Origin of the sequence: Streptococcus oralis SK304 (genome assembly GCF_000287715.1) — a bacterium.
GTDB classification, from domain to species: Bacteria; Bacillota; Bacilli; order Lactobacillales; family Streptococcaceae; genus Streptococcus; species Streptococcus oralis_Y.
Window position 1 is genome coordinate 64,705 of the sequence record NZ_ALJN01000021.1, and the last position, 12,280, is coordinate 76,984.

Annotated in this window: 12 protein-coding genes and 2 pseudogenes; 4 read left to right on the forward strand and 10 right to left on the reverse strand. The window is 39.3% G+C overall.

Annotated elements, in window-relative coordinates; translation table 11 throughout:
* Positions 1 to 158: 158 nt before the first annotated feature.
* The 9 genes from HMPREF1125_RS11250 to HMPREF1125_RS11290 form a co-directional block, all read right to left on the reverse strand.
* Positions 159 to 812: a 3-oxoacid CoA-transferase subunit B gene (locus HMPREF1125_RS11250; RefSeq protein ID WP_000644733.1), complete on the reverse strand. Its 654-nt coding sequence runs from the start codon at positions 810 to 812 to the stop codon at positions 159 to 161.
* Between the two features lies 1 nt (position 813).
* Positions 814 to 1,536 (reverse strand): CoA transferase subunit A, encoded by a 723-nt coding sequence (locus tag HMPREF1125_RS11255; protein WP_000869890.1) that lies wholly within the window; start codon positions 1,534 to 1,536, stop codon positions 814 to 816.
* Between the two features lie 15 nt (positions 1,537 to 1,551).
* The gene (locus HMPREF1125_RS11260; RefSeq protein ID WP_000048043.1) at positions 1,552 to 2,331 is read right to left on the reverse strand and encodes an enoyl-CoA hydratase-related protein; all 780 of its coding nucleotides are present in this window, start codon (positions 2,329 to 2,331) and stop codon (positions 1,552 to 1,554) included.
* Positions 2,332 to 2,650: 319 nt separating this feature from the next.
* Positions 2,651 to 3,829, reverse strand: a complete 1,179-nt coding sequence (locus HMPREF1125_RS11265; protein WP_000656061.1) for an acetyl-CoA C-acetyltransferase — start codon at positions 3,827 to 3,829, stop codon at positions 2,651 to 2,653.
* Positions 3,830 to 3,847: 18 nt separating this feature from the next.
* Positions 3,848 to 4,696 carry a 3-hydroxybutyryl-CoA dehydrogenase gene (locus HMPREF1125_RS11270; protein ID WP_025172369.1) on the reverse strand — a complete coding sequence of 283 codons (849 nt, stop codon included), beginning with the start codon at positions 4,694 to 4,696 and terminating at the stop codon, positions 3,848 to 3,850.
* A gap of 80 nt (positions 4,697 to 4,776) precedes the next feature.
* Positions 4,777 to 5,985 carry an acyl-CoA dehydrogenase family protein gene (locus HMPREF1125_RS11275; RefSeq protein WP_000201481.1) on the reverse strand — a complete coding sequence of 403 codons (1,209 nt, stop codon included), beginning with the start codon at positions 5,983 to 5,985 and terminating at the stop codon, positions 4,777 to 4,779.
* Between the two features lie 247 nt (positions 5,986 to 6,232).
* Entirely contained in the window at positions 6,233 to 6,781 is a 549-nt protein-coding gene (gene hpf, locus HMPREF1125_RS11280) for a ribosome hibernation-promoting factor, HPF/YfiA family (protein WP_000599116.1), read from the reverse strand.
* Between the two features lie 79 nt (positions 6,782 to 6,860).
* Positions 6,861 to 7,523 carry a ComF family protein gene (locus HMPREF1125_RS11285; RefSeq protein WP_000995712.1) on the reverse strand — a complete coding sequence of 221 codons (663 nt, stop codon included), beginning with the start codon at positions 7,521 to 7,523 and terminating at the stop codon, positions 6,861 to 6,863.
* Entirely contained in the window at positions 7,520 to 8,818 is a 1,299-nt protein-coding gene (locus HMPREF1125_RS11290; RefSeq protein WP_000867709.1) for a DEAD/DEAH box helicase, read from the reverse strand. Before HMPREF1125_RS11290 ends, HMPREF1125_RS11285 begins: the two co-directional genes overlap by 4 nt.
* A 56-nt stretch (positions 8,819 to 8,874) precedes the next feature.
* On the opposite strand from HMPREF1125_RS11290, the gene HMPREF1125_RS11295 reads away from it, so the two are divergent.
* The 4 genes and pseudogenes from HMPREF1125_RS11295 to HMPREF1125_RS12905 form a co-directional block, all read left to right on the forward strand.
* Positions 8,875 to 9,510 carry a YigZ family protein gene (locus HMPREF1125_RS11295; protein ID WP_000395759.1) on the forward strand — a complete coding sequence of 212 codons (636 nt, stop codon included), beginning with the start codon at positions 8,875 to 8,877 and terminating at the stop codon, positions 9,508 to 9,510.
* Positions 9,511 to 9,523: 13 nt separating this feature from the next.
* A complete protein-coding gene (locus HMPREF1125_RS11300) occupies positions 9,524 to 9,967 on the forward strand; it encodes a PH domain-containing protein (protein ID WP_000231196.1) in 444 nt (147 codons plus the stop codon).
* Between the two features lie 96 nt (positions 9,968 to 10,063).
* On the forward strand, positions 10,064 to 10,990 hold the full coding sequence (gene cysK, locus HMPREF1125_RS11305) for a cysteine synthase A (RefSeq protein ID WP_001029450.1): 927 nt from the start codon (positions 10,064 to 10,066) through the stop codon (positions 10,988 to 10,990).
* A 216-nt stretch (positions 10,991 to 11,206) separates the two neighbouring features.
* Positions 11,207 to 11,735: pseudogene (locus HMPREF1125_RS12905) on the forward strand (transposase); the annotation flags it as partial.
* A 454-nt stretch (positions 11,736 to 12,189) separates the two neighbouring features.
* Here HMPREF1125_RS12905 and HMPREF1125_RS12980 read toward each other — a convergent pair.
* A pseudogene (locus tag HMPREF1125_RS12980) lies at positions 12,190 to 12,279 on the reverse strand (helix-turn-helix domain-containing protein); the annotation flags it as partial.
* Position 12,280 lies beyond the last annotated feature (1 nt).

Consider the following 12,280-nt stretch of genomic DNA (forward strand, 5'->3'; position numbering starts at 1 on the left):
AGTCAATTAGACAACTATTCTAGTGTTTGATAGTTGTCTACTGACTTTTTATCGAAATAACATTTCGAATACTTCATTTTAACGTTGTATATAAAGCGCTTACAATACTATCTAGTTTATATCATAACACACTAAGTAGAAAATAGCTCTTTTTTTGCTTAAATCGGCATTGTTTTTAGGTCTTCTGAGACAATGACTTCCCCAGCTGTTTTTTCAAGAACTTCTTCTAATGTCACACCAGGAGCCAACTCTTTCAATAAGAACTTACCATCTTGAATTCCAAAGACCGCTAAATCAGTGATAACGAGATCCAATACTCCCTTAGCTGAAAGTGGCAAGGTACATTCTTTCAACAACTTAGATTCCCCATCAGCAGTTGTGTGTTGAATAGCCCCGATTACACGCTTAGCACCTACCAATAAGTCCATTGCGCCACCCATACCAGGAGCAAATTTCCCTGGGATAATCCAGTTCGCAATGCTACCATCTTGGCTGACTTCTAGCGCTCCCAGAACAGTTGCATCCACGTGTCCACCACGAATAATTGCAAAGGAAGTTTGTAGATCAAACAAGGCTGCTCCTGGTAATAATGTGATAGGAGCTCCACCAGAGTTCGCTAAATTGGCATTATAGGTGTCCTTAGTTGGTGTTTCTCCAAATCGAAGGGCGCCATTTTCTGCCTGCAAAATAACATTTACTCCTTCAGGAATATAATCAGCAGAAGCGTTTGGAATCCCAAATCCAAGATTGACCACATCTCCATCTTTAAATTCAAGCGCTACACGTCTTGCGATAATTTCTTTTGCTTTCATTTTACTTCACCCCCGCCAGTTTTTTTGTCTCTGTCCACAAGTCTCCCATCATCTGATGATGCTCTTGTGGTGTCAATCCTTGAACGACATAGTCAACTAGGATACCAGGGATGTAAATATCATTTGGATCAATTTCCCCGACTTCAACCAACTCGTTTGTCTCAACAATGACTGTATCAGCCGCTAGAGCGAGTTGAAGAGAGATGTTTTTAGTAGTCCCATCTAGATAAAGATTACCATATTTATCAGCCTTAGTAGCTTTAATCAAGGCAATATCAATCTTCAATGGATCATAAATCAAATATTCTTTTCCATTTCGAGTTACTTTTTCGTGCTCATCTTCAAGAATTGTTCCTACACCTGTTGGCGTTAAAACTGCTCCAAGACCCGCACCTGCAGCATGTAAGCGTTCTACGACAGTTCCCATCGGAGTGAACTCCACTTTCATGGTTCCTGAGAAATAATCATGCTGAGCAGCAGCAGATGTTCCTACATGGGCTGCAATATACTTTGTAACCTGATGATTTTCACAAAGACGACCAACTCCAACTTCCTTACCTGGTTGAGAGGTTACAACAGACACCAAGGTCAAATCTTGCTGGTTTTGACGAACTAGTTCCTCAATTAACTCAAATGGTTCTCCCACTCCAAGAAATCCAGAAATACCAACTTTATCTCCTGAATGAATCAAGGAAATAGCTTCAGACAATGTTACAACTTTCATAACCTATCTCCTCTCTTATTTACGTTGAAAGACAGCTTTGCGTTTTTCAACAAAAGCGCGCATTCCTTCTATCTTATCTTCTGTTGAGAAGAGTAGAGCTTCCGCTTCTGTTTCCAAACGAATAGCATTTTTCAGAGGGAGTTCTGAGCCAACTTGGATAATATGTTTAGCTTTTTCAACTGCTAGCGGTGCATTTTTCATAATCGCTGCTGCTAGCTCTTCTGCCGCAGGCAATAGTTCTTCTGCTGATACCAACTTGTTAAGAATTCCAAGATCATATGCTTCTTGTCCTTTAACCATTCTAGCAGTGAAAATTAATTCCTTTGTTTTACTAGTACCAATCAAACGAGACATTCTTTGGGTACCTGCAAAACCAGGAATGATTCCCAAGCCGACTTCAGGGAAGCCAACCATTGTCTTGTCATAGCCGATTCGGATATCAGTTGAAAGAGCTAATTCTAAACCGCCTCCCAAAGCATAACCATTCAATACTGAAATAGTTGGCTGAGTCAATTCAGATAAGCGGGTAAAGGTGTCGTTCGCATAGGTCATGTATTCATGAGCCTGAATTGGAGACATTTGGTCCATCTCTTTAATGTCTGCTCCCGCGACAAATGCTTTCTCTCCTTGACCGGTCACAATGACAACACGAATGTCCTCGCTTGCTTCAATCTGGTCTAAAGCGAGATTCAAATCCTTTAAGACTTCTGAACTTAAAGCATTCAAAGCCGATGGACGGTTAATTGTTAGATAGCCAAGACCATTCTTAACCTCTAATAAAACAGTTTTACTCATTGTTCTGCTCCTACTTGATTTATTTTGAGTACAGAGTACAGCGTCAACAAATACCAACACAAAATGTAAGAGCTTACATTTTCATCATAAACTTTTTTTTTCATCCGTCTACTTAATCTTTATTTATAGACCTATAAGTTCAGCTTATAGGATATGGTCGTCCAATCCATCCTTAAAGTTTTGGGAAAAATAAAAATACCTTATCAAGCCCTTTTAGAGAAAGACACTTGATAAGGTATGTAACTATGAGATCGGATCAAAATCTCATTTTGTAATCGTAATATTGAAAAAGAGGAAATGACGTTCAGTTTTCTAATAACTAACGTTCAACGATGAGGGCTGTTCCCATCCCTCCTCCGATACAGAGAGTTGCTAAACCAGTTTTAGCATCACGTTTCATCATCTCATGTACCAGAGTCACTAGGATACGGCAACCTGAGGCCCCAATTGGGTGACCAAGAGCTATCGCGCCACCATTGACATTGACAATATCTGTGTTAAAGCCAAGTGTTTTACCAACCGCACAAGCCTGAGCAGCAAAGGCTTCATTTGACTCGATTAAGTCAAGATCATCAACTGTCAAATTGCCTTTTTCAAGAGCTTTGCGAGTCGCATAAATCGGTCCACATCCCATAATCTTAGGATCCAAACCTGCACTTGCATACGAACGAATGCGAGCAATGACTGGAAGTCCTAGTTCTTCAGCTTTTTCAGCACTCATGACCAAGACAGCCGCTGCTCCGTCATTGATACCTGAGGCATTTCCCGCTGTAACAGAACCGTCTTTTTTGAAAACAGGACGTAGCTTAGACAGACTCTCCAAGCTAGCATCTTTTCTAGGAAATTCATCTGTATCAAAGACGATAGGATCGCCTTTACGTTGAGGAATGACCACCGGAACGATCTCTTCCTTAAAGCGTCCAGATTCTATAGCCGCCACTGCTCGTTTTTGTGATTCCAAAGCAAGCGCATCTTGATCATCCCGGCTAATACCATATTCTTCGGCCACATTCTCAGCTGTAATTCCCATATGGTATTCGTTAAAGGCATCAGACAAACCGTCCTTAATCATGGTATCTACCACTTTCGAATCTCCCATACGGCCACCCCAACGGAAGCTTGGCAAAACATATGGAGCTTGGCTCATGTTTTCTGCACCACCAGCCACGACAATATCTGCATCTCCGCACTGAATCGCTTGAGCAGCTAACTGCACTGCCTTCAAACCGGAACCACAAACCTTATTAATGGTAAAGGCTGGTGTAAATTCAGGAAGCCCAGCATGAATACTCATTTGGCGAGCCACGTTTTGGCCTAAACCTGCGCCTAGGACATTCCCCATAATCACTTCATCTACCTGCTCTGGTTTAATATTCGCTTTTTCCAAAGCACTCTTAATTACCAAAGATCCCAAATCAACAGCAGAAACATTCTTCAAGCTCCCGCCAAAGGAACCTAAAGGTGTTCGCACTGCCGAAACAATAACTACGTCTTTCATGACTACCTCCATCAGTGTCTAGTAAGTAAAGAAGCCTTCTTTTGTCTTCCGTCCCAATTTTCCTGCTTCGACCATTTTCTTAAGAAGAGGAGCAGGACGGTATTTTTGATCACCAAACCCTTGGTTTAGGACGCCCATAATAGCCAAACAAACATCCAACCCAATCAAGTCAGCAAGAGCCAAAGGTCCAATAGGATGATTTGCACCAAGTTTCATCGCTTCATCGATTTCCTCGGCACTAGCCACTCCTTCACCTAGAATGTAAATGGCTTCATTGATCATAGGAATCAAAATTCTGTTCACAACAAAACCATAAGAATCTTTAACATCAACTGGTGTTTTACCAATTTTCACTGTCAATTCACGAACCGCCTGAACCACTTCTTCTGAAGTCTGCAAGGCCTTAATAACCTCTACAAGTTTCATGATTGGGGCAGGATTAAAGAAGTGCATTCCAATCACGCGCTCCTGATGTTTAGTAGCAGCAGCTATATCCGTGATTGACAAAGAGGATGTGTTTGATGCTAAGATAGTTTTAGGATCTGTCAATTCATCCAATTGTTTGAAAATATTCAACTTAATCTCACGATTCTCAGTTGCAGCTTCAATCACCAATTGGACTTGTTTCGCATCTTCATATGAAACAGATGGAAGCAAATTGGCTAATACCTGATCCTTCTCATCCGCAGACATCCGTCCTTTTTCAACTGAACGTTCCAATTGTTTTGTGATATTATTCAAGCCTCTTTGAACAAATTCTTCTTTAATATCGTTTAAGTAAACTGTAAAACCAGCCTGAGCAAATACTTGAGCAATTCCGCTTCCCATTTGACCAGAACCAATAATCATCACCTTAGATATCATTATTCTCTCCTTCTTATTTTACAAAAATCCAGTGCATGAAGCAAGGACGATTGAACAGAAATCCTTCAATCGCCCTTCTGACATTAAACAAAGGCACCTAGTCCAGTAATCTCACGACCAACAATCAAGGCATTCACTTCGTGTGAACCTTCATAGGTATAGATTGATTCAGCATCTGCAAAGAAACGAGCAACGTCTGTCTCAAGTGTAATACCATTACCTCCGCAAGTTTCACGAGCAAGGGCAACTGTTTCGCGCATCACCAAGGAATTGTGCATCTTAGCAAGAGCAGAGTTAAGCATCAATTCATTACCTTTCTCTTGCATCTCAGCAATACGAGTTGAATAAGCAATAACTGCTACAGCATTTGCTTGCATACGAGCCAATTTTTCTTGAACAATTTGGAATTTGGCAATTGGACGTTTGAACTGTTCGCGATCTTTAGCATATTTAAGAGCTGCTACATAAGATCCACAAGTCACTCCCATAGCAATGTGAGCAACGTCCGCACGAGTGAAGGTCAAGATACGGGCTACATCACCAAAACCATTGATATTTACCAAACGGTCTGAATCTGGAACCTCTACATTCTTCATGGTGATATGGCCATTGCGGACACAACGAAGAGCGATTTTATGTGGGATTGGTTCTGCATGATATCCCGGTGCTCCCTTACGAACGATAAAGCATTTCACCTTGCCATCCGCAACATCACGAGCAAATACAGGAACAACGTCTGCAGTGTCTGAACCACCAATCCAGCGTTTTTCACCATTTAGAATCCACTTGTCTCCAACACGTTCTGCAGTAGTTGCAAGTCCTCCAGCAATATCAGAACCTGAAAGAGGTTCAGTTAAAGCGAAGCAACCTTGCCAATCAAATGCAGCTAGTTTTGGAAGAAATTCTTTTTGTTGACGCTCATCACCACCCAAGAGAATTGTGTTGTAGCAAAGTCCGCCATGAACGGTGTAGAATGTTGCCATAGAAGCATCGAAGCGAGCAAGTTCAAGATACAAGAAGGCAATATAAAGTTCAGATGGTTTCCAGCTACCTTCACGTCCCTCAAACAATTTTGGATTGTTCATAATTTGAGCGCCCTTAGCCACAGCATAGAATTCTTCAAAAGGAAAATCAGGTTTTTCCCAGTATTCATTAATAACCGGACGGAGATATTTCTCAATCAAACGGCGAGTTTCTTGTAAAACCTCTGCTTCTCCCAAAGTTAGACCATCCGCATAGTGAAAAAGGTCCTCAGGATATAGTTCGCGTAAAATTTCTTCTTTTGTTGCCATAGTCATGACTCCTTTAATTGTTATAAGAGCGCTTACATTTTTGTATTCGCTATTTGTTGACAACCCCATTCTATCCCTTAGGATATTATTTTGTCTACTTAATAAATATAAACACCCCTATAAGTTCAGATTATAGGGGCCGATTCTGACTGTTTTATCAAGGATTTCCTCGTTTTTCTACTTACTTATAGGCACAAGAAAAAGTGGTTTACAAATCAGTAAACCACTCTTATTAGTTATTTCAATTTTATGATTCTTTTACTTCGAGCAAACCAACCTCACCATCTTCACGACGATACAAAACATTTGTTGTTTGATCTTCTACATCTACATAGATAAAGAAATCATGTCCCAATAAATCCATTTGAAGAAGCGCTTCTTCTAAATCCATTGGCTTCAAATCAATTTGTTTTGAACGAACGACTTTGGGTTGCACAACATCTGCATCTTCAACTAGGGCATCTGTAAAGAGTTGGCTTGTCGCAACTTTATTTTTATTCTTCCGTTCGATTTTTGTTTTATTTTTACGAATTTGACGTTCAATTTTATCAGTTACAAGATCGATAGAGCCATACATATCTTGAGAAACATCTTCTGCACGGAGAGTAATAGATCCAAGTGGAATCGTTACTTCAACTTTTGCTGTTTTTTCACGGTAAACTTTCAAATTCACACGTGCATCCAACTCTTGCTCAGGTTGAAAATACTTTTCGATCTTTTCGAGTTTAGAAACTACATAATCACGAATCGCTTCTGTTACTTCTAGGTTTTCACCACGGATACTATATTTAATCATATAAGTACCTTCTTTCTAAACATTTTTGTTTTTCTAACTATATTATAGCGCTTTCATTTTCATTTTGCAAATTTTTTCCTCATCTTACAAGGGAAACAGTTTTAACATCCAAAGCTCCTGCTTCTTCAAAAAGACGCTTCACACGATTGACAGTCGCACCTGTTGTATAGATGTCATCAATCAGCAAAATCTTCTTAGGAAGTGAGATTCCATCTTTAATAAAAAATGGAATTTCGGTAGCTAATCGTTCCGAGCGATTCTTAGAAGAACTAGCCGTCTCTTCTCTTTTCCCTAGTAAATCTTGAAAAGAAAAACCTGCTGCCTCAACCAAACCTTCAACCTGATTAAATCCCCTCTCAAGCAATCTTTCAGGACTTAGGGGAATAACAACAAATTGATAGTCTCCATACTTTTTCAATTCATTAGCTAGAACAGGAGCAAAAACCTTTCTAAGTAGAAAATCCCCATCAAACTTATATCGACTAAAGAAGTCTTTCATAGCTTGATTATAGGTGAAGATTGCATTATGATCGACTCGAATCTCTTCTTTACACCAAAGTTTACAATCTTGACACATGGTTGACAAGCCTGCTTTCATACAGTTCGGGCAATAGTCCTCACCAATTTTCTCAAAAGTAGACTCACAATCTGAACAAAGATAGTTGTTCTCATTCTTAAACAGCAAGAGGTGACTAAATGTGAAGTCACTCTTTATTGTCTGTCCACATAATAAACAGTTCATAAACCTGCCTCCTTGTTCATCTGCTTAATTTCCTTGATTGCTTTTTTGATGGCAACATTTAATCCATCATGAAAGAAGAGCAATTCACCAGTCGGTCTATCCATACTACGCCCAACTCGCCCACCAATCTGAATCAAGCTAGACTTGGTAAAGAGACGATGATTAGCTTCTACAACGAAAACATCCACACAAGGGAAGGTAACCCCACGTTCCAAGATTGTCGTACTAATAAGGATTGTCAACTCTCCATCTCGAAAAGCTTGTACCTGCTCTAATCGATTTTCTGTGACAGAGGACACAAAGCCGATGTTTTCATTTGGAAACTGTTCCTGCAAGAGTTCTTTTAGTTTCTCGCCTTTCTTAATCTCTGATGCAAAAATTAGCAATGGATAACCTGTTCTTCTCTGTTTCTCAATGTAGGTCTTTAACTTAGATGACAACTGATTTTTCTCTAAACAGCGATTAAAATCTGATAACCAGACAGGTTTAGGAATAATCAAAGGATTTCCATGAAACCGTCTCGGCAAGCTTAATTGTTTTAATTCTCCTGTGCGAACTTTCCTATCTAACTCATCTGTAGAAGTTGCTGTAAGGAATATCTTTAATCCATCCTCCTTTACACTATTCTTTACAGCATAGTAAAGTATAGTGTTGTCAATATAAGGAAAGGCATCTACTTCATCCACTATCAGCAAGTCAAAAGCATGATAAAATTTTAACAGCTGATGAGTCGTTGCAACAACTAGTGGTGTTCGAAAATAGGGTTCTGACTCACCATGAAGTAGTGCTATCTCACAAGCAAAGTCATTCTGTAGTCGTTTATACAGCTCCAAACACACATCGATTCGAGGGCTGGCCAAACAAACTGCACCACCTTCATCAATCACTTTGGCCACAACCTGATAAATCATCTCCGTCTTTCCAGCTCCTGTTACAGCATGAACTAAAGTCGGTTCCTTCTTTTTAACTGCTCGGATCAATCCCTCTGACACCTTTTCCTGAAAAGGGGTTAACTGACCACGCCATTTGAGAACATCTTGCTTAGGAAAATCTTCCTGCGGAAAATGGTATAATGCTTGATCACTCCTGACTCGCTTCATCAGTAAACACTCCCTGCAATAGTAGGCACCGATAGGCAAATACCATTCCTCTAGAATCGTACTATTACAACGTTGACAAAGCAATTTTCCCTTCTCTTTTCTCATTGCCGGCAGTTTCACCGCCATCTGTCGTTCCTCTTCAGTTAATTCTTTCTCAGTAAACAAGCGACCGAGGTAATTTGGATTTACTTTCATACTTTAATATTCGTAAAAATCTCGCACTTTAGGTATTTTTTTAGTACAATTAAATCATGGAATTTAGAACAATTAAAGAGGATGGGCAGGTCCAAGAAGAAATCAAAAAATCCCGTTTTATCTGCCATGTCAAGCGTATTTATAGCGAAGAAGAGGCCCGTGATTTTATCACTACCATCAAAAAAGAACACTATAAAGCCACCCATAACTGCTCTGCTTTTATTGTAGGGGAACGCAGTGAAATCAAGCGTACGAGTGATGATGGGGAGCCTAGTGGTACTGCTGGAGTCCCTATGCTCGGAGTCTTAGAAAATCATAATCTTACCAATGTCTGTGTAGTAGTTACCCGCTATTTTGGTGGCATCAAACTAGGTGCTGGTGGTTTGATTCGTGCTTATGCAGGTAGTGTGGCCTTGGCTGTCAAAGAAATTGGCATTATTGAAATCAAAGAACAGGCTGGCATAACCATTCAGATGTCTTACGCTCAGTATCAAGAATATGGCAATTTCCTTAGAGAGCATAAACTCATAGAACTCGAGACAAATTTTACAGATCAAGTTGATACAATGATCTATGTTAATAAGGAAGAGAAAGAAAATATCAAAGCTGCTCTCGTTGAGTTCTTTAATGGAAAAATCACTTTAACTGATCAAGGTTTACGAGAGGTTGAAGTTCCTGTAAACTTAGTGTAAAAAAGGAGAAATTATGGTTTTTGGAAAATTTATTCAAGGACTTGCTGGAAACTTTAGCGAGGAAAAGAAAGAGACTCTTATCAAAGAATATGGTCAATACCTACTAGAAAACGAAGAAATTCAAAGCGGGTATAAACCTATTCGTGATTCAATTATCTTTACAAATATCCGTATTATTTTTACTGATAAGCAAGGTGCCACTGGTCGCAAGGTGTCTGCTAAGTCACTCTTTTTGATGAACATTGTAAACGTTGAAATGGAAACTGCTGGAGCAGGTATAGATGATAGTGAGATTACGATTACTTATTTAGAAAATGTCTTTCTAAAAGCACATAATGAGCATCTGAGTTTCCATAAATTTGAATTCCCTAAAAAAACAGACATCCTCCCTCTTTACATCTATTTATTAGAATTGGCTTATCACAATCGATTAAAAATTAATGGCTTAGACCTTTGATATAAAAAAATCCTATCACTTTGATAGGATTTCTATATTTTACAAATAGCCTTAAGCGCGTTATACTAGTATCATCTTATACAAAGAGGTATATCTATGGCTATTTATAATAATATTACTGAACTAATCGGACAAACACCGATTGTTAAACTTAACAACATTGTTCCAGAGGGTGCTGCAGACGTCTATGTTAAACTAGAAGCCTTTAACCCTGGATCGTCAGTAAAAGACCGTATTGCCCTTAGCATGATTGAAAAAGCGGAACAAGATGGTATTCTAAAACCGGGTGCTACCATTGTTGAAGCAACGAGTGGAAACACTGGCATCGGTCTTTCATGGGTTGGTGCCGCTAAAGGATATAAAGTTGTTATCGTCATGCCTGAAACGATGAGTGTAGAACGACGCAAGATTATCCAAGCTTATAGTGCTGAACTCGTCCTCACTCCTGGTAGCGAAGGAATGAAAGGGGCTATTGCCAAAGCTCAGGAAATCGCTGCTGAACGTGACGGCTTCCTTCCACTCCAATTTAATAACCCAGCTAACCCAGAAGTACACGAAAGAACAACAGGAGCTGAAATACTGGCTGCTTTCGGTTCTGATGGACTAGATGCTTTTGTGGGTGGTGTTGGTACTGGTGGAACGATCTCAGGTGTTTCTCACGCTCTTAAAGCAGCAAATTCAAACATTCAAGTTTATGCAGTTGAGGCAGACGAGTCAGCTATCTTGTCTGGTGAAAAACCAGGGCCTCACAAAATTCAAGGCATCTCAGCTGGATTTATTCCTGAAACACTTGATACAAAGGCCTATGATGGTATCGTCCGCGTAACGTCAGATGATGCTCTAGCACTTGGCCGTGAAATTGGTGGAAAAGAAGGCTTCCTTATTGGGATTTCTTCAGCTGCAGCGATTTACGGGGCAATTGATGTTGCCAAGAAATTAGGTACAGGGAAGAAAGTCCTTGCTTTAGCACCGGATAACGGCGAACGTTATTTATCTACAGCACTCTATGAATTTGAAGTGTAGTCTCCTAAATGCACTTAGCCCTTTATTGGTAACTACACCCCAAAAAGTTAGACAGAAAAATCTAACTTTCTGGGGTGTTTTATTATGAAATTGAGTTATGAAGATAAATCTCCAATCAATGAACTAAGAACAAAAAGCGGGGCTAGTTGAAACCGAATGGCAGTTCTAGAACATTTTCAAGAAAAGAATGTAGTTTTATTTTGATTGAAGGAAGAAAAGACAGAAATTGTTCCAGAATTAAGCTTGGAGTTTCATTTTGATATTCTTCTAAAGATTATCAAACGTACTCATTCGACATATTGCTACCAGTTAAAGGAGCTTGATAAGATTAATGATCAAAACTGAAATACAAGCTATTTATACCGAACATAAAGGAAATTACGGCTATTGTAGAGCCACTCTCGAATTAAAAATCGCAGTTTTATAGTGAACAATGAAAAGATGAAAGTTATGTGTCTAATAGCTCGTATTCGTCGCAGACATCAGTATTTCTCTCTTAAGTAAGAAAGCAATGACCATTTCAACACCAATTTAAGATGTCAAAAACAATGGAAAAATGCTGCACAAATTTAGAAGAATTTAACTATGAAATCATCTCCTATAATCTTTCTTATTTACCGAACTTCGAACAAGAGAAGAGCGTATTGGAGAAGCCATTTACAGAGAAACACTATGAGAGTATCAACATGCTTCTTTTCATCAATTTTTTAAGGATATGGGGGATCAACCATCACTGGCACGGCAAGAGCATCAACTCAGATAACGGATATAATGGAGCCCGTTTTGTTGTAGACAAAACCTCATAAGAACTATAATGATCGCACCTCACAATAGGTTCTTGTATCTGTACTCCTATTGTAAAGAAAAATTACCAGATTTCAAACCTTGTTCAACAAAACATGACTCAACTACTTACTAAAAACGTTCCTTAACGAATACCGCTCAAAAACTTTATGTTTCTACTTCCACTGTTTTCAGAGAACTGTAATTTACATTAGAAAACCACTTTAATAGCTTGCCAACGATAACGTCATGGGGTGAGTTTAAATTTAGAAGATAGGACCTTGCCTTCACTATACAAAACTAGATAACTACTGTCAAACATCCACTCGGGATTACTTTTTAAAATACCTTTTGAAAGCCCGTAAGCAGGTCAAGTCTATCACCCTTAGAGAATAGCGTCCTTCTCTTAGATGTCATTTCCACTCGCAACTAATACTAGACGGATGACGATGAAGCAACTTAGCAATTTGAGAAAAATTTAGGCCTTGCATACGGTAAATGAGAATA

Coding starts and splice junctions, on each gene's coding strand:
- HMPREF1125_RS11295 (WP_000395759.1), top strand. CDS start 8,875: ATGGAATTTAGAACAATTAAAGAGGATGGGCAGGTCCAAGAAGAAATC.
- HMPREF1125_RS11285 (WP_000995712.1), bottom strand. CDS start 7,523: ATGAACTGTTTATTATGTGGACAGACAATAAAGAGTGACTTCACATTT.
- HMPREF1125_RS11290 (WP_000867709.1), bottom strand. CDS start 8,818: ATGAAAGTAAATCCAAATTACCTCGGTCGCTTGTTTACTGAGAAAGAA.
- HMPREF1125_RS11260 (WP_000048043.1), bottom strand. CDS start 2,331: ATGAGTAAAACTGTTTTATTAGAGGTTAAGAATGGTCTTGGCTATCTA.
- HMPREF1125_RS11265 (WP_000656061.1), bottom strand. CDS start 3,829: ATGAAAGACGTAGTTATTGTTTCGGCAGTGCGAACACCTTTAGGTTCC.
- HMPREF1125_RS11255 (WP_000869890.1), bottom strand. CDS start 1,536: ATGAAAGTTGTAACATTGTCTGAAGCTATTTCCTTGATTCATTCAGGA.
- HMPREF1125_RS11250 (WP_000644733.1), bottom strand. CDS start 812: ATGAAAGCAAAAGAAATTATCGCAAGACGTGTAGCGCTTGAATTTAAA.
- cysK (WP_001029450.1), top strand. CDS start 10,064: ATGGCTATTTATAATAATATTACTGAACTAATCGGACAAACACCGATT.
- hpf (WP_000599116.1), bottom strand. CDS start 6,781: ATGATTAAATATAGTATCCGTGGTGAAAACCTAGAAGTAACAGAAGCG.
- HMPREF1125_RS11275 (WP_000201481.1), bottom strand. CDS start 5,985: ATGGCAACAAAAGAAGAAATTTTACGCGAACTATATCCTGAGGACCTT.
- HMPREF1125_RS11300 (WP_000231196.1), top strand. CDS start 9,524: ATGGTTTTTGGAAAATTTATTCAAGGACTTGCTGGAAACTTTAGCGAG.